Origin of the sequence: Streptomyces sp. NPDC051109, assembly GCF_044455885.1 — a bacterium.
Lineage (GTDB): Bacteria > Actinomycetota > Actinomycetes > Streptomycetales > Streptomycetaceae > Streptomyces.
On the sequence record NZ_JBITFF010000005.1, the window covers coordinates 235,374 to 252,185 of the forward strand.

General features: G+C 72.3%; 11 protein-coding genes. 5 read left to right on the forward strand and 6 right to left on the reverse strand.

Going from position 1 to position 16,812, the window contains the following annotated elements:
• Positions 1-696, reverse strand: coding sequence for a helix-turn-helix transcriptional regulator (locus ACIBAD_RS12250; protein WP_134071059.1), 696 nt, complete (start codon positions 694-696; stop codon positions 1-3).
• A 336-nt stretch (positions 697-1,032) separates the two neighbouring features.
• Here ACIBAD_RS12250 and ACIBAD_RS12255 point away from each other — a divergent pair, with 336 nt between their 5' ends.
• Positions 1,033-1,428, forward strand: a complete 396-nt coding sequence (locus ACIBAD_RS12255; RefSeq protein ID WP_053689464.1) for a MerR family transcriptional regulator — start codon at positions 1,033-1,035, stop codon at positions 1,426-1,428.
• 15 nt (positions 1,429-1,443) lie between these two features.
• Entirely contained in the window at positions 1,444-1,791 is a 348-nt protein-coding gene (gene trxA / locus ACIBAD_RS12260; protein WP_134074387.1) for a thioredoxin, read from the forward strand.
• Here the strand turns inward: trxA and glgB are convergent.
• The 4 genes from glgB to ACIBAD_RS12280 form a co-directional block, all read right to left on the reverse strand.
• Positions 1,781-4,069: a 1,4-alpha-glucan branching enzyme gene (gene glgB, locus ACIBAD_RS12265; protein WP_398906210.1), complete on the reverse strand. Its 2,289-nt coding sequence runs from the start codon at positions 4,067-4,069 to the stop codon at positions 1,781-1,783. The genes trxA and glgB overlap by 11 nt on opposite strands.
• Positions 4,066-5,517, reverse strand: coding sequence for a maltokinase (locus ACIBAD_RS12270; protein ID WP_398906212.1), 1,452 nt, complete (start codon positions 5,515-5,517; stop codon positions 4,066-4,068). Before ACIBAD_RS12270 ends, glgB begins: the two co-directional genes overlap by 4 nt.
• A gap of 153 nt (positions 5,518-5,670) precedes the next feature.
• Positions 5,671-7,365, reverse strand: a complete 1,695-nt coding sequence (gene treS, locus ACIBAD_RS12275) for a maltose alpha-D-glucosyltransferase (protein ID WP_398906214.1) — start codon at positions 7,363-7,365, stop codon at positions 5,671-5,673.
• A complete protein-coding gene (locus ACIBAD_RS12280) occupies positions 7,362-9,356 on the reverse strand; it encodes an alpha-1,4-glucan--maltose-1-phosphate maltosyltransferase (RefSeq protein ID WP_134071055.1) in 1,995 nt (664 codons plus the stop codon). Before ACIBAD_RS12280 ends, treS begins: the two co-directional genes overlap by 4 nt.
• Positions 9,357-10,528: 1,172 nt before the next feature.
• Between ACIBAD_RS12280 and glgP the strand changes: the two genes are divergently transcribed.
• Positions 10,529-13,183 carry an alpha-glucan family phosphorylase gene (gene glgP, locus ACIBAD_RS12285; RefSeq protein ID WP_134071053.1) on the forward strand — a complete coding sequence of 885 codons (2,655 nt, stop codon included), beginning with the start codon at positions 10,529-10,531 and terminating at the stop codon, positions 13,181-13,183.
• A gap of 46 nt (positions 13,184-13,229) precedes the next feature.
• Here the strand turns inward: glgP and ACIBAD_RS12290 are convergent, their stop codons facing one another.
• The gene (locus ACIBAD_RS12290) at positions 13,230-14,252 is read right to left on the reverse strand and encodes an AsnC family transcriptional regulator (protein ID WP_134071051.1); all 1,023 of its coding nucleotides are present in this window, start codon (positions 14,250-14,252) and stop codon (positions 13,230-13,232) included.
• A 166-nt stretch (positions 14,253-14,418) separates the two neighbouring features.
• Here ACIBAD_RS12290 and ACIBAD_RS12295 point away from each other — a divergent pair, with 166 nt between their 5' ends.
• Both ACIBAD_RS12295 and ACIBAD_RS12300 read left to right on the forward strand, forming a co-directional pair.
• The gene (locus tag ACIBAD_RS12295) at positions 14,419-15,957 is read left to right on the forward strand and encodes an MFS transporter (protein WP_134071049.1); all 1,539 of its coding nucleotides are present in this window, start codon (positions 14,419-14,421) and stop codon (positions 15,955-15,957) included.
• 132 nt (positions 15,958-16,089) lie between these two features.
• On the forward strand, positions 16,090-16,797 hold the full coding sequence (locus tag ACIBAD_RS12300; RefSeq protein WP_398906218.1) for a hypothetical protein: 708 nt from the start codon (positions 16,090-16,092) through the stop codon (positions 16,795-16,797).
• Positions 16,798-16,812 lie beyond the last annotated feature (15 nt).

Genomic DNA, 16,812 nt, shown 5'->3' on the forward strand with positions numbered 1-16,812 from the left:
TCACTGGCGGGGGCCGGAGGCGTAGGACCAGAAGTGGGCCACTATGTCGGCCAGGAACTGGCGGCCCGCGTCGCCCGTGCCGGCGTCGCCCGATGCGCCGCCCCAGCTCAGCGTGGCCACCATCTTCGACTGGTAGTCCCCGTGCAGCCGTTCCAGGACCGGCTCCAGGTGCTGCTTCGGCACCGGCAGCAGCTTGGCCAGCGGCTTCACGTACGCCTGCCAGCGGGTGGTCACCGCGTTGCGCAGCAGCTCGGCGAGCTCGTCCTGCTTGCCCGTCGCCGCCACGAACTGGGCCAGCGACAGCCCGAGCACCTGCGCCAGGGCCACGGACTGCCGCTCGTTGCCCTTCCAGCGCCCGGTGTCCTCCATCTTCTGGTACGCGGCGGTCTCCAGCCCGATCCGCCGGGCCAGCTCGTCCGCGGCCATGCCGCGGGCCATCCGGTGCTCCCGAAGGGTCACGGGCTCGGCGAGCAGTTCACCGGGGGCGCACCACAGGACACCGGCCAGCGCCGTGAGCTCGGCGGAACTCGGCGATATCTCACCGCGCTCCCACGCCATCACGGTCTCGGGCTCGACGATCAGTCCGTACTGGGCGCGCAGGCCATAGGCGACATGACCGGGAGCCATGCCCAGGGCTGCGCGGAGGCGACGCGCGGCGGGGGCATTGAAGGGAGGGCTGGAGTGCACAGGGCACACCGTAGGAGTGCCCAAGGGGTGGCGACTACAGACCGTTCAAACAAGCCCAGAACTCGTAGGAACGTCCTAGGGAGTTCCACGCGGGGGGCGAGCTTCCCGGCGACTGTCCGGTAATCGGACCAGCACTAGATCCATTTCCCAGCGTACGGTCCCGGCCGACGGTGCGAAACCCCTGCGCACGATGTTCACGGATCTTCCGCACCCCCTCCTGAACCGGACTTCCGCCCCGTGCGTGATCCATGTCGGGGCCCTCGCGTACGGGGGTGGCGAGGGCCCCGCCCCTCCCCCCGTTCCGCTGCTTGCCTTGACGTCGGCGTCAAGCCTTACGGTCGGGACATGCGAATCGGCGAACTGGCGGAGCGGGCCGGGACCAGCACGCGGACCCTGCGGTACTACGAGTCGCGCGGACTGCTGCCCGCGCGCCGCGCCGGCAACGGCTACCGCACGTACGACGAGGACGACCTGCGGCTGCTGCGCCAGATCCGCATGCTGCAGGACTTCGGCTTCGAGCTGGAGGAGACCCGTCCGTTCGTCGACTGCCTGCGCGCCGGCCACCCCGCCGGGGACTCCTGTCCCGCGTCCCTGGCCGTGTACCGGCGCAAGCTCGCCGAGCTCGACGGGCTGATCGGCCAGCTGGCCGACGTACGGGAGCAGGTCGCGCGGCAGCTCGCCGCCGCCGAGGACGCCGCCGGGGAGGCGGCGTCTCCGCGCTGTGAAATGACCGGACCATAAGAGAGGGTGAACGAGATGATCCACGCCCAGGGTGTCGCCGAGGTGACCGACCAGGACTTCGAGGCGGAGGTGCTCGCCGAGCGGGGGCGGCCCGTCCTCGTGGAGTTCACCGCCGACTGGTGCGGGCCGTGCCGGCAGCTCGCGCCCGTGCTGTCCGCCGTCGCCGCCGAGGAGGCCGACCGCCTCAAGGTCGTGCAGATCGACGCAGACAGCAACCCCGCCACCGTCGTCCGGTACGGGGTGCTGTCCATGCCGACCCTGCTCGTCTTCCGCGACGGCGAGCCCGTGAAGCAGATGGTCGGGGCCCGCGCCAAGCGCAAGCTCCTTCAGGAGCTCGAGGACGTCACCGCCGTCACGGCCTGAGCCAGACCGTCGCCAGGGGCGGGAGCGTCATGCGCAGGCTCGCCGGGCGGCCCTGCGCGGGCACGGGCTCGGGCCGCAGCGGCTGCAGATGGCGCACGCCGCTGCCGCCGTACTGCTCCAGGTCCGTGTTCAGGACCTCCCGCCACCACGGCACCTCCGCCGGGACGCCGATCCGGTAGCCGTGCCGCACCACCGGCGAGAAGTTCGAGACGCACAGCAGCTGCGAGCCGTCCTGCGCGTACCGCAGGAACGCGAACACGTTGTCCTCCGCCGCGTCCGCCTCCACCCACGCGAAGCCCTCCGGCACCGTGTCCCGCTCCCACAGCGCGGGCGTCGCCGTGTACGTGCGGTTCAGATCGCGCACGAGGTCGCGCACGCCCCGGTGGTCGTCGGCCGCCGTGTACGAGGAGTCCAGCAGCCACCAGTCCGGCCCGTGCGCCTCCGACCACTCCGAGCCCTGCGCGAACTCCTGGCCCATGAACAGCAGCTGCTTGCCGGGGTGGGCCCACATGAAGCCCAGGTACGCGCGGTGTATGGCCCGCTGCTGCCACCAGTCCCCGGGGATCTTCGACACCAGCGAGCCCTTGCCGTGCACCACCTCGTCGTGCGAGATCGGCAGCACGTAGTTCTCGCTGTACGCGTAGATCATCCCGAACGTCATGTCGTGGTGGTGGTACTTGCGGTGCACCGGGTCCTTCGTCGCGTACCGCAGGGTGTCGTGCATCCAGCCCATGTTCCACTTCAGCCCGAAGCCGAGCCCGCCGGCGTCCGTGGGCCGGGTCACGCCCTCCCAGGCCGTGGACTCCTCCGCGATCGTCACCACGCCCGGACAGCGCCGGTACACCGTCGCGTTCATCTCCTGGAGCAGCGCCACCGCGTCCCAGTTCTCCCGCCCGCCGTGCTCGTTCGGCGCCCACTCGCCCTCGCCGCGCGAGTAGTCCAGGTAGAGCATCGAGGCGACGGCGTCCACCCGCAGCCCGTCCACGTGGAACTCCTGGCACCAGTACACGGCGTTCGCGACGAGGAAGTTGCGGACCTCCTTGCGGCCGTAGTCGAACTCCAGCGTCCCCCAGTCGGGGTGCGCGGCCCGCCGCGGGTCGTGGTGCTCGTACAGCGGCCGTCCGTCGAACTCCGCGAGCGCCCACTCGTCGCGCGGGAAGTGCGCCGGAACCCAGTCGACGATCACACCGATCCCGGCCCGGTGCAGCGCGTCCACCAGGAACCGGAAGTCGTCCGGACCGCCCATCCGCGAGGTCGGCGCGTAGTACCCGGTGACCTGGTAGCCCCACGAGCCCCCGAAGGGATGCTCGGCGACCGGCATCAGCTCCACGTGCGTGAAGCCCAGCTCCTTGACGTACGGCGGGAGCTGCTCGGCCAGCTGCCGGTACGAGAGCCCCGGCCGCCAGGACGCCAGGTGCAGCTCGTACACCGAGAACGGGGCCTGGTGCGGCGGGAGGGCCCCGCGGCGCGCCATCCACTCCGCGTCCTGCCACTCGTAGTGGGACGCGGTGACCACCGAGGCGGTGGCCGGCGGGACCTCCGCGGAGCGGGCCATCGGGTCGGCGCGCAGGGTGTGGCTGCCGTCGGGCCGCGTGATGTCGTACTTGTAGAGCGTGCCCTCGCCCACCCCCGGCAGGAACAGCTCCCACACGCCGCTCGCGCCCAGCGAGCGCATCGGGTACGCGACCGAGTCCCAGTACGAGAAGTCCCCGGTGACCCGGACCCCCTGGGCGTTCGGCGCCCACACCGTGAACCGGGTGCCGGCCACGCCCTGGTGCTCCATCGGCCGGGCGCCGAGCGCCGTCCACAGCTCCTCGTGCCGGCCCTCGCCGATCAGGTGCAGGTCCAGCTCGCCGAGCGCGGGCAGGAACCGGTAGGGGTCGTGCACCTCGATCTCGGCGTCGGCGTACGCGACCAGCAGCCGGTAGTCCGGCACGCCGGTCAGCGGCAGCAGCCCCGAGAACAGCCCGTCGCCGTCGTCGTGGAGCTCGGCCCGCAGTCCCTTGGCGATGATCGTGACCGCCTTGGCGTACGGGCGCAGCACGCGCACGACCACCCCGTCCCGCCGGGTCCGGGCGCCCAGCACTCCGTGGGGGTCGTGGTGGCGGCCCTCCAGCAGCCGGGCCCGTTCCTCGGCGCCGAGCGCGGGTGCCGGCCGTACCCCGTGCGCGGGAGCCCGCCGGGCGCGCGGTGCCTGGGCTCTGCGCGGAGCCGCCGCGGCCGGAGCCGGGGGCGGGGACGGCGGGGTGGTGGCGGGTGACTGACGGGAGGGGCTCACGTGTGCGGCCTCCTAGGCGGCTGCGGGCGGGGGTGGGGCGAGAGGGAGGGGAAGCCTTCGCCGGGGGCGGGGCCGGCGCCCGGCTGCGCCCGGCCGAACCCCCGGTCCGATCCGGCGGCCAGCCGCCGGATGGCGGCCATCGGCACGTGCAGCCAGTCCGGGCGGTGCCGGGACTCGTAGCGCGCCTCGTACACCGCCTTGTCGGTCTCGTACGCGCGCAGCAGGACGAGGTCCTCGCGCGGGTCGCGGCCCGTGGTGCGGGCGTAGCCCTCGCAGAAGGCGGCCCGGCAGGCGTCCGCCCAGGCGGGGGCGAACGGACGGTGGGAGCGGGCCGCGTAGTCGAACGAGCGCAGTATCCCGGCGATGTCGCGGACGGCGGGTTCGGGGCGGCGGCGGTCGGCCAGCGGCCGGGCCGGCTCGCCCTCGAAGTCGATCAGCGCCCAGCTGCCGTCGGCGGTGCGCAGGGTCTGGCCCAGGTGCAGGTCCCCGTGGATCCGCTGGGCGGGCACCCCGGCCCCGCGGGACACGGCCAGCGCGTCGAACGCCCCGCGCAGCCCCGCCTCGTACGGCCGCAGCGCGGGCACCTCACGGGCGGTGGCCGCCAGCCGGGCCGTCATCCCGGAGGCGAGCCGGGCGGTCTGCTCCGGGCCCAGCGCGAGGGTGGGCAGGGCGTCGGCGAGCGCGCTGTGCACCTCGGCGGTGGCCCGGCCCAGCGCGTGCGCCTCGGCGGTGAAGTCGGCTCCGGCGCGCAGCCGGCCCAGCGCGAGCTGCCAGCCGTCGTCGGAGCCGCGCAGATAGGGCTGGAGCACGCCCAGGGTCAACGGTTCTCCACCGGGCAGCGCGGCCTCGTACCAGGCGACCGGCGCGGGGACGCGCGCGCACCCGGCGGCGGCCAGCGCTCTGGGCAGCTCCAGGTCGGGATTGACCCCGGGCCCGACCCGGCGGAACACCTTGAGAATGTAGGAATCCCCGTAGATCAGCGAGGAGTTGGTCTGCTCGCCGGACAGCGGCCGGGGGGCGAGCGCCGCCGGGATCAGCGCCATCGGGTCGCGGTCGAAGCGCAGCGGGCCGAGGGTGCCGGGCGCGCGCAACCGCTCCAGCAGCAGCGCGGCCAGCCGCGGATCACCCAGCCCCTCGTACACGCACTGGCCTGCGTACGGGCCCTGTTCGGCCCGCCCGATCAGCGCGGGCGCCAGGGTCGGCGGCAGTGCGGGTCGGACGCCGAGCAGCAGCTGGTAGCAGTCGCCGTCGACATCCAGGAGCAGGTGGACGAGCCGGGGGGAGGAGCCCGGCGGCAGCAGGTCCGCCGCCGAGATCATCCGGAGCCGGCCGATGCGCCGCCCCTTGCCGGCGAACCAGCGTTGGAGCGGCAGCCAGTCCCGGAGCATCGGCTCCAGCGGACTGAGTCCGGTCGTGCTCGTCGTCCCGGCGGATGCAGCCTCCGACATGGCGTCGCGTCCTTTCCCCGGGCCGTCACAGAATGCGGAGAGTGTCCCGGATCGCGTCAGTTGCTTCTCCGGTGGTGTACGAGTGTCGGGTCAGGATGATCCGTACAGGGGCGGGCGATTGACCCATTCGCGCGCCCACCCCGTACTCGGCGGCTACTCGCCCAGCAGGCGGAACCAGTAGAAGCCGTGCCCCGCGAGCGTGAGCAGGTACGGCCACTCGCCGATCGGCGGGAAGCGCACGTCACCCGTGAGCTCCACCGGGGTCCGCCCGTTGAACGACCGCAGGTCCAGCTCGGTGGGCTGCGCGAAGCGGGAGAAGTTGTGCACGCACAGCACCAGGTCGTCCCCGTACTCGCGCAGGAAGGCCAGTACCGCCGGGTTGGACGAGGGCAGTTCGGTGTACGAGCCGAGGCCGAAGGCCGGGTTCGCCTTGCGGACCTCGATGAGCCTGCGGGTCCAGTGCAGCAGTGAGGAGGGCGATGCCATCGCGGCCTCGACATTGGTGACCTGGTACCCGTAGACCGGGTCCATGATGACCGGCAGGTTCAGCCTGCCCGGATCGCAGGAGGAGAAACCGGCGTTGCGGTCCGGGGTCCACTGCATCGGGGTGCGGACGCCGTCGCGGTCGCCGAGCCAGATGTTGTCGCCCATGCCGATCTCGTCGCCGTAGTAGAGCACCGGCGAGCCGGGCAGCGACAGCAGCAGGGCGGTGAACAGCTCCATCTGGTTGCGGTCGTTGTCGAGGAGCGGGGCGAGCCGGCGCCGGATGCCGATGTTGGCCCGCATCCGCGGGTCCTTGGCGTACTCGGCGTACATGTAGTCGCGCTCTTCGTCGGTGACCATTTCGAGGGTGAGCTCGTCGTGGTTGCGCAGGAAGATGCCCCACTGGCAGCGGTCCGGGATCGCCGGGGTCTTGGCCAGGATTTCGGAGACGGGATAGCGCGACTCTCTTCGTACGGCCATGAAGATGCGCGGCATGACCGGGAAGTGGAACGCCATGTGGCATTCGTCCCCGCCGCGCGCGAAGTCGCCGAAGTAGTCGACGACGTCCTCGGGCCACTGGTTGGCCTCGGCGAGCAGCACGGTGTCCGGGTAGTGCGCGTCGATCTCGGCGCGGACCCGCTTGAGGAGCTGGTGGGTGCGCGGCAGGTTCTCGCAGTTGGTGCCCTCCTCGGCGTACAGGTAGGGTACGGCGTCGAGCCGGAAGCCGTCGATGCCGAGGTCGAGCCAGAAGCGCAGCGCCGAGACGATCTCCTCCACCACGGCCGGGTTCTCGTAGTTGAGGTCCGGCTGGTGCGAGAAGAACCGGTGCCAGTAGTACTGCTTGCGGACCGGGTCGTACGTCCAGTTCGAGGTCTCGGTGTCGATGAAGATGATGCGGGCGTCCTGGTACTGCTTGTCGTTGTCGGCCCACATGTAGTAGTCGCCGTACGGACCCTCGGGGTCCTTGCGGGACTGCTGGAACCACTCGTGCTGGTCGCTCGTGTGGTTCATGACGAAGTCGATGATCACCCGCATGCCGCGGTGGTGCGCGGCGTCCACGAACTCCACGAAGTCGGCGAGGTCGCCGAACTCGGTCAGCACGGACGTGTAGTCGGCGACGTCGTAGCCCCCGTCACGGAGCGGCGAGGCGAAGAACGGCGGCAGCCAGAGGCAGTCGACGCCCAGCCACTGCAGGTAGTCGAGCTTGGCGGTGAGCCCCTTCAGGTCCCCTACGCCGTCACCGTTGCTGTCGTGGAAGGACCGTACGAGCACCTCGTAGAAGACCGCCCGCTTGAACCAGTCGGGATCGCGGTCCTTCGCAGGGGTGTCCTCGAACGTGTCGTGGACGGGATCGTTGATCATCATGTGGTGGGTGACCCTCCGGTGGGCGGGGACGGTCGCAGGGCCACGAGCACGTGGGCGGGCGTTCGACCCGGCTCCAGGCGTACGTAGTTGGCCCTGCCCCAGTGGTAGGTCTCGCCGGTGAGCTCGTCGCGCACCGCGAGGGACCCGTGCCAGTCGAGGCCGAGTACCGGCATGTCCAACGACACCGTCGCCTCCTGGGTGTGGTGCGGATCGAGGTTGACGACCACCAGTACGGAATTGGCCCCCGCATGCTTCGAATAGGCGATCACCTGTTCGTTGTCGGTCGTGTGGAAGTGGATGTCGCGCAGCTGCTGGAGCGCCGGGTTGCGGCGGCGCACCCGGTTCAGGGAGGTGATCAGCGGGGCGATCGTGCGGCCCTCGCGGTCCGCGGCCGCCCAGTCGCGTGGCCGGAACTCGTACTTCTCGGAGTTCAGGTACTCCTCGCTGCCCTCGCGGACCGGGGTGTTCTCGCAGAGTTCGTACCCGGCGTAGACGCCCCAGGTGGGGGAGAGGGTGGCGGCGAGTACGGCGCGCACCTCGAAGGCCGGGCGACCGCCCTTCTGGAGGTACTCGTGGAGGATGTCGGGCGTGTTCACGAAGAAATTCGGCCGCATGACGGAGGCGGAGCGCGTGTCCGCGAGCTCGGTCAGGTACTCGGTCAGCTCGGCCTTCGTGTTGCGCCAGGTGAAGTAGGTGTACGACTGCTGGAAGCCGATCGCGGCCAGCGTGCGCATCATGGCGGGCCGGGTGAAGGCCTCCGCCAGGAAGATCACGTCGGGATCGGACTTGTTGATGTCCGCGATCACCTTCTGCCAGAAGACGACCGGCTTGGTGTGCGGATTGTCCACCCGGAAGATGCGGACGCCGTGGTCCATCCAGTACCGCAGGATGCGGACCGTCTCCTCGACGAGCCCGGCCATGTCGGTGTCGAAGTGGATCGGGTAGATGTCCTGGTACTTCTTCGGCGGGTTCTCGGCGTACGCGATCGTCCCGTCGGCCCGGTGCCGGAACCACTCAGGGTGCTTTTCCACCCAGGGGTGGTCCGGGGAGCACTGGAGCGCGAAGTCGAGCGCGATCTCCATGCGCAGCTCGCGGGCGCGGGCGACGAAGGCGTCGAAGTCCTCGATGGTGCCGAGGTCGGGGTGGACGGCGTCGTGGCCGCCCTCGGTGGAGCCGATGGCCCACGGCACCCCCGGGTCCCAACTCCCGGCTGAAAGAGTGTTGTTCGGGCCCTTGCGGTACGTACTCCCAATCGGGTGGATCGGTGGCAGGTACACCACGTCGAACCCCATCGCGGCGACGGCCGGCAGCCGCTCCGCGGCGGTGCGCAGCGTTCCGCTCACGGGCTCCTCGCCGGGCTCGACGACGGCGCCCTCGGAGCGCGGGAACATCTCGTACCAGGAGCCGTAGAGGGCCCGCTTGCGCTCCACGACCAGCGGCAGGGCCTTGGAGGCGGTGACCAGCTCCCGGTACGGGCGCCGGGTGAGGGCGGCCTGCACCGGGGGCGCGAGGGCGGCGGCGTACCGCAGCGAGACCGGGCGGTCCTCGTCGCGCATCGCCGCGGCGGCGGCCAGGACGTGCTCACGCCCGTCCTTCTTCGGGATCCGGGAGCCGGCCCGCTCGTAGAGCTCGGCGCCTTCGAGCAGCGTGAGCCCGGGGTCGATGCCCGCGGGGATCTTGATGGCGGCGTGGGCCTGCCAGGTGCCGACCGGGTCGCTCCACGCCTCGACGGTGTACGTCCACCTCCCTTCGGCCTCCGCGGAGACGCGCGCGCCCCACCGGTCGGTGCCGGGCGCCAGCTCGCGCATCGGCACGGGGGGCCGCAGCCGCCCGCTGGGGTCGCGGAGCACGACGTGGGCGGCGACGGCGTCGTGGCCCTCGCGGAACACGGTGGCGGAGATCTCGAAGACCTCGTCCACGACCGCCTTGGCGGGTCTGGCCCCGCAGTCGACGGCGGGGCGGACGTCCAGCACGGGAATGCGACCGATCATGATGGGATCACCTGGGGGCAGTTCGCGGGGCTCGGTGACAACAGCCCAGCCGGAGCACCGGCTGGTCGTGCACGCTCTGTTCGCTCTGTTTCTAGCCGCTCGGAAGACGGCTGGGCTGCGGGCATGGCCGCTCCTGTCCGCGTTCACTCGGGTGGCGGGAGAGGTGGTGGGGCGGGGTGCCGTGCGTGTACGCGGGGAGCCCTGCCCACTCTCACCCCGCTCAATCCGTGCTCTCGGTTAACTACTCGTACGTAGTGGTGAGGCCCAGACCAAGGTCTTGGCCGACATCCGCCGAGGCTCCGTCAAGTCCGTTGGGACTAACGGATGTACGCCCTGAAACCCCCGCCTCACCGGCATCACAGGCACCGTCTGTGACCGCGCATTTGGGGCGGTGAGGGTGGAATGTCCGCAGTGGCACCGCTCTTCGGAAGAGAGATCACGAGCGCCGTCTCGGCGGATTCCACGAAGCGTTTCGGCTGCCGGAATGTCCGAAATCCGCATCCCTTTTTCCGACGGATCGTTCTTGTTGCGTGCCACTCGTACGGTGGTCCTGCTCACCGCGGGCCTCGTCACCCTTATCGGTGTCCCGGGCACCGCGGCCGCGGACGCACCGCCTCGCTCTACGGCGACGCGGCCGATGCCGCCTGCCCCGACGCCGGGTCCGGTGCACGGGCAGCGCCGTTCCGCACCGTCCCGGCGGCCGCCGAGGCCGTCCCGCCGGGCCGGACCGGTCCGGTCCGGCTCCACATCGGGGAACGGCCGACCTGGACATCGCCCACGGCGGGCTCGAAGACCCCGTCGTACGGATGCGGCGTCACCCGCCCGGGCGCCCGCAGCCTCAACACCCGTCCAGGTGACACCGTTCCCAGCCACGTCGCCACCCCGGTGGCCGACGGCGGCGTCAGCATCTCCCACCGCGAAGGCGGCGGCACCCACGTGACCACCGACCTGCTCGGATGCTGCACACGGCCCCGACGCCCGCCGACCGACCCGCGGCACCCGGCCGCCCCGGCCGCCCGTGCACCGCACCCGGCGGCCGGGGCGGCGGCGGTCGGCGAACGAGGCACCGTGGCAGCGCGGGGGCCGGTGAGGCTAGCCTTCCCGGGGTGATGCGCGGACGCACAGCGTGGTGCGGCCGCTTCGATCCGCAATCGCCTGCGAAGGTAGAACGTGTGAAGGCTATCCGTCGATTCACCGTGCGCCCCGTCCTCCCGGAACCATTGCTTCCGCTTGCCGATCTCGCGCGCAATCTGCGCTGGTCCTGGCATTCCGAGACCCGTGAACTCTTCCAATCCGTCGACCCCGAGGGCTGGCAGGCCGCCGGCGGCGATCCCGTCCGGCTGCTCGGCGCGGTCTCCGCACCCCGCCTTGAGGAACTGGCCGGCGACCGGCGGTTCCTGCGGCGGCTCGCCGTCGTCGCCGCCGACCTCGACGACTACGTCCACGGGGGGAGGTGGTACCAGAGCCACGAGGACCATGCCGAGCTGCCCGCCGGGATCGCCTATTTCTCCCCCGAGTTCGGGATCACCGCCGCCCTGCCGCAGTACTCCGGCGGGCTCGGGATCCTCGCCGGGGACCACCTCAAGGCCGCCAGCGACCTCGGCGTCCCGCTCATCGGAGTGGGACTGCTCTACCGCCACGGCTACTTCCGCCAGTCTCTCTCCCGCGACGGCTGGCAGCAGGAGCACTATCCCGTCCTCGACCCCAACGAACTCCCCGTCTCCCTGCTGCGCGACGGCGAAGGGGCACCGGCCCGGGTGACCCTGAGCCTGCCCGGCGGCCGGGCCCTGCACGCGCACATCTGGCAGGCCCGCGTCGGCCGCGTACCGCTGCTGCTCCTCGACTCCGACGTCGAGGACAACGACTCCGGCGCCCGCGAGGTGACCGACCGGCTCTACGGCGGCGGCAGCGACCACCGCCTCCTCCAGGAGATGCTGCTCGGCATCGGAGGCGTGCGCGCGGTGCGCACGTACTGCCGGATCACCGGGCATCCCGACCCCGAGGTGTTCCACACGAACGAGGGACACGCCGGCTTCCTCGGACTCGAACGCATAAGGGAACTGGAAGGGGAGCAGGGGCTCGGCTTCGAGGCCGCCGTCGAGGCGGTGCGCGCCGGCACGGTGTTCACCACGCACACGCCGGTGCCCGCCGGCATCGACCGGTTCGAGCGCGCCCTGGTCGCCCGGCACTTCGGACCCGGCGCGGAGCTGGCCGCCCTGCCGGTCGACCGGATCCTGGAACTGGGCGCCGAGTCCTACCCCGGAGGCGACCCCGGGGTCTTCAACATGGCGGTGATGGGGCTTCGCCTGGCCCAGCGGGCCAACGGCGTCTCCACCCTGCACGGGGCGGTCAGCCGCGGAATGTTCGCCGGGCTGTGGCCGGGCTTCGACCCGGCCGACGTGCCGATCACCTCCGTGACCAACGGCGTGCACGCCCCGACCTGGGTGGCCCCCGAGGTGGTCCGCCTCGGCGTCCGCCAGATCGGCGCCGGGCGGACCGAGGACGCGCTGTCGGTCGGCGGCTCCCAGCGCTGGGACGCGGTCGCCGACATCGCGGACCAGGACGTCTGGGACCTGCGGCGCGTGCTGCGCGAGCAGCTGGTGCAGGAGGTGCGCGACCGGCTGCGGGCCTCGTGGCTCCAGCGCGGGGCCGCGGAGGCCGAACTCGGCTGGGTGGACTCCGTACTCGACCCGGACGTGCTCACCATCGGGTTCGCCCGGCGCGTGCCCTCGTACAAGCGGCTCACGCTGATGCTGCGCGACCCCGAGCGGCTGCGCGCGCTGCTGCTCCACCCGGACCGGCCCGTGCAGATCGTCGTCGCGGGCAAGGCGCACCCGGCCGACGACGGGGGCAAGCGGCTCGTGCAGGAGCTGGTGCGGTTCTCCGACGATCCGAGGGTGCGGCACCGGATCGTCTTCCTGCCCGACTACGGCATGGCCATGGCGCAGAAGCTCTACCCGGGCTGCGACGTCTGGCTGAACAACCCGCTGCGGCCGCTGGAGGCCTGCGGGACCAGCGGGATGAAGGCGGCGCTCAACGGCTGCCTCAACCTGTCCGTGCTGGACGGCTGGTGGGACGAATGGTTCGAACCGGACTTCGGCTGGGCCATTCCGACGGCCGACGGGCTCGGGACGGACGAGGACCGGCGCGACGACCTGGAGGCGGGCGCCCTGTACGAGTTGATCGAGGACCGGGTCGCGCCGCGGTTCTACGACCGGGCCGGGCGCAGCGGACTGCCGGTGCGGTGGATCGAGATGGTCCGGCGCACCCTCGTCTCGCTGGGGCCCAAGGTGCTCGCGGGCCGCATGGTGCGGGAGTACGTGGAGCGGCTGTACGCACCGGCCGCGCGCGCCCACCGGGGTCTGGACGCGGACGCGGCACGGGACCTGGCCTGGTGGAAGGGCCGCGTCCGGGCGGCCTGGCCGCGGGTCGTCGTCGAGCACGTGGAGGCGCTGGCCGCCGCTCCGGTGAACGGCACCGCCGAGCTCGGGGCCACCCTCACGCTGCGCGTGCGGGTGGCGCTGGACGCGCTCACGCCCGAGGACGTCGAGGTGCAGGCCGTCGCCGGGCGGGTGGATCCGCAGGACGTGATCCGCGACGGGCGGTCCTTCCCGCTCAAGCCGACCGCCGGGCCCGACCTGGAAGGGCGCTGGATGTACGAGGGCCCGCTGGCCCTCGACCGCACGGGGCCCTACGGGTACACCGTCCGGATCCTGCCCGCGCACCCGATGCTGGCGACACCGGCCGAACTGGGGCTGGTCGCGGCCCCGGCGGACACCGAATCGGCCGGTGACGCGGGCGCGGGGGGCGGCGTACTCCTGCGCTAGCGGCCCCGAGCCGACGGGGCCCGGGCTCCGGGCCCCGGTTCCGGGGTCAGGGGGCGGGCGGCGGATCGACCAGCCGCCCGCCCTCCACCAGCATCCCGGCCCGCTTGATGTTGCGCAGGGTCGGGATCACTTCCAGGTGCTGGACGCCGGGCACCGCGCCGATCCGCTCCGTCATGTACGTGTACAGGGCGTCGGTGTCCCGGCACACCACCACCGCCATCAGGTTGGCCGTGCCGGTCACCGCGGCCGCGAAGGGCACCTCCGGGTGCGCGGCGAGCGCGGCGCCCGCCTCCGCCAACCGGGCCGGGGCCGCGGTCAGCAGCAGCGTCGCCTCCGCCTCGAAGCCCAGGGCCGACGGGACGAACTCCACGTCGAAGTAGAGCGCCCGAAGCTCCCGCAGCCGGTCCAGCCTGCGGCGGGCGGTGGACTCCGACAGGCCCGAGGCGCGCGCCAGCTCCGGATAGCCGGCCCGGCCGTCCTGGGCGAGCACCGCCAGCAGCGCGAGTTCGGCTTCGTCCAGGGCGTACCGCTCCTGCTCCGGCCCGCGCACCACGGGGATCCGCGCCGGCGGCCGTTCCAGCGCCGCGATCTGCCCGGGCCGCAGGACGTCCAGACCGCACCACTGCGCCGGGCCGCCGATGTAGACCCGCAGGATGGTGTGGGCGCTGACCCCGGTCACCCGGCGGGTGCGCGGGAGCTTGTCCAGCAGCAGGCCGTCGCGGTCCTGCCGGGTCCGGGCCTTGGTCAGGCAGTTGATCTCGGTGCCGCCGGAGCCGAGCTTCACCCAGGAGATGTCCGGCCGCCGGGCCAGCGCCTCGGCCACCGCGAGCGCGGCGTCCGGCGCGCACTGCACGCGCAGCCAGGATTCGAAGAGCCCGACCCGGTTGCCCAGGGGCAGCCCGACCACCCGGAGCAGGCCCGAGGTCCGCAGCCGGCGGTAGCGGCGCACCACCGTCTGGTCCGAGACCTCCAGCACCTCGGCGATCCTGCTGAACGCGGCCCGGCCGTCGATCGTCAGGGCCTGCATCAGGGCGCGGTCGAGGTCGTCCAGCTGTACGGGCGTGGTCATGGTTTCCATCATGACAGGGGTGGTGATGGGTGAAATCCGGCAGGCACGGGGGTCTGGGTGGGGGATCTTCCGTCCGGATGGGAGTTTGGAACCACAGCCACAGCCACAGCCACAGCCACAGCCACCCCACCCCCTGCCGGGCCTCCGGGTCCCGAGGAGTTCTCCCATGCGTAAATGGCTCCCGCTCACCGCGGTGTGCCTCGGGGCGTTCATGCTCCTGGTCGACGTCACGATCGTGATGGTCGCCCTGCCCGACATGGCCGCCGACATGCACACCGGTTTCGCCGGCCTCCAATGGGTCATGGACGTCTACGCCCTGGCCCTCGCCGCGCTGCTGCTCGGCGCCGGCTCGCTCGCCGACCGGATCGGCCGCCGCCGCGTCTACCTCGGCGGGCTCGGGGTCTTCGCCGCCGCTTCGCTCGCCTGCGGTCTGGCCGGCGGCCCGGCCGCGCTGATCGCCTTCCGCGCCGTCCAGGGCATCGGCGGCGCCGCGATGTTCGCCACCACCATGGCCCTGCTCAGCAGCGCGTACCAGGGCCGCGACCGCGGGGTCGCCTTCGGCGTCTGGGGCGCGGTCAACGGCGCCGCCGCCGCGGCCGGCCCGATCATCGGCGGGCTGCTCACCGAGCACTTCGGCTGGCGCTGGATCTTCTTCATCAACCTCCCCGTCTGCGCCCTGGCCGTCTACGTGACCCTCATGTCGGTCGCCGAGTCCCGCGATCCGCGGGCCAAGGGCCTCGACCTGCCCGGCATGGCCGCGTTCACCACGGGCGCGGCGGCCGTCACGTACGCGCTGATCCGGGTCGGCGAGAACGGCTGGACCGGCGCCGCCACCCTCGGCCTGTTCGGCCTCGGCGCGGCCGCCTTCGCCGCCTTCGTCCTGGTCGAACTGCGCAGTTCCCACCCGATGCTGGACCTCTCGCTGTTCCGCAGCCGCTCCTTCGTCGGCGTCATGGCCGGGGCGCTGCTGCTGTCCGGCGCGGCGTTCTCGTACCTGATGTACGTCTCCTTGTGGCTGCAGTCCGCGGAGGGGATGGGCCCGGTCTCCGCCGGGCTGGTGCTGGTGCCGCTGAGCATCTCCTCGTTCGCCGTCTCCGCGGTGGCCGGGCGGCTGCTGCACGGGGCTCCGGCGCGGCTGACCATCGGCGGCGGGCTGCTGCTGATCGGTGCGGGCGCGCTCCTCCAGGCCTGGATGACGGACGCGGGCGACGGCTGGGCGGCCTTGGTCCCCGGGCTGGTGGTGACCGGGCTCGGCGTGGGCATGGCGACCCCGGCGCTGGCGGCCGCCGCGATGGGGGCCGTGGCCCCGTCCCGGGCCGGCATGGCCGGCGGGGCCCTGAACACCGCGCGGCAGCTGGGCATGGCGCTCGGCATCGCGGTGCTCGGCGCGGTCTTCCAGGCCGGGCTGCGGGACGGTCTCAGCGGCACCGGCCAGGGGCACGGCACGGCCGAGGCGCTGGCCTCCGGGCGGGCCGGGCAGCTGCTGGCGGCGGGGCCGGCGGCCAGGGTCTGGGTGGAGGAGGCCTTCGCGAGCGGGCTGCGGGGGACGTTCCTGGTCTCGGGGCTGATGGGGCTGGCGGGGGCGCTGCTGGTGCTGGTGATGGTCCGTACGAAGGCTCCGGGGCAGGCCCCGGCCCGTGCATCGGCGCCGCTCGCGGGCCCGGCCGCCGCCGGTGCTCCGGCATCCGAACGCGCATCCGCGTAGCGGGTGCGGGCGGGTGAACCTTCGAACGTGCTGCGCATGCCGAAACGTTCCGGCATGGGCCGGCGCTCCTACGCTGCCCGCTGGATGCCACTGGACCGGCATTCAAATGCCCACAGAACGGACTGCCTTCCCATGCGTCTTCGCCCCACCGCCGTAGCGCTCCTCGGCGCTCTCACCCTCGTCCTGCCGACCGCCGGCCCGTCGCTGGCCGGCGGCCACGACGACCTCGGCCGGCTGCAGTACATCATCGACAACGACGAGCGGGCGCAGATCCGCCCGTCGGACAACGACACCTGCTACGAGTTGACGGGCACCTCGCGCAACCGCCCTGCGACGGCGGTCCACAACGACACCGAATCGCGGGCCCTGCTCTACCCGAACCACGCGTGCGGCGGCCGGGTGGAGCGCGAGCTGCAGCCGGGCGACACGGTGTACAACGTCGAGGTCCTCTCGGTGAGCTTCGTGCCGACCCACGGCCGCCGTGACGACTGGGGCGACAACCGCCGCGACGACTTGGGCGACAACCGCCGTGACGACTGGCGCGACGACGAAGACGACTTCCGCTCGCACCGGACCCCGATGGACCAGCCCGGGCAGGAGCAGGGCAAGCAGGAGGAGCACGGCCAGGACGAGGGCAAGGAGCAGGGCAAGCAGGAGGAGCACGGCCAGGACGAGGGCAAGGAGCAGGGCAAGCAGCAGGAGCACGGCCAGGACGAGGGCAAGGAGCAGGGCAAGCAGGAGGAGCACGGCCAGGACGAGGGCAAGGAGCACGGCCGGCACCAGGAGCACCACAAGGGCGGCCACGACCTCTTCGACTTCATCTTCCGCGGCAGGGGCTGACCTCCGGACCCGCTG

Bases quoted from the DNA above. Each gene is read 5' to 3' on its own strand.
- treS (WP_398906214.1), bottom strand. From the start codon at position 7,365: ATGATGATCAACGATCCCGTCCACGACACGTTCGAGGACACCCCTGCG.
- ACIBAD_RS12295 (WP_134071049.1), top strand. From the start codon at position 14,419: ATGCGTAAATGGCTCCCGCTCACCGCGGTGTGCCTCGGGGCGTTCATG.
- ACIBAD_RS12255 (WP_053689464.1), top strand. From the start codon at position 1,033: ATGCGAATCGGCGAACTGGCGGAGCGGGCCGGGACCAGCACGCGGACC.
- ACIBAD_RS12280 (WP_134071055.1), bottom strand. From the start codon at position 9,356: ATGATCGGTCGCATTCCCGTGCTGGACGTCCGCCCCGCCGTCGACTGC.
- ACIBAD_RS12300 (WP_398906218.1), top strand. From the start codon at position 16,090: ATGCGTCTTCGCCCCACCGCCGTAGCGCTCCTCGGCGCTCTCACCCTC.
- trxA (WP_134074387.1), top strand. From the start codon at position 1,444: ATGATCCACGCCCAGGGTGTCGCCGAGGTGACCGACCAGGACTTCGAG.
- ACIBAD_RS12290 (WP_134071051.1), bottom strand. From the start codon at position 14,252: ATGACCACGCCCGTACAGCTGGACGACCTCGACCGCGCCCTGATGCAG.
- ACIBAD_RS12270 (WP_398906212.1), bottom strand. From the start codon at position 5,517: ATGTCGGAGGCTGCATCCGCCGGGACGACGAGCACGACCGGACTCAGT.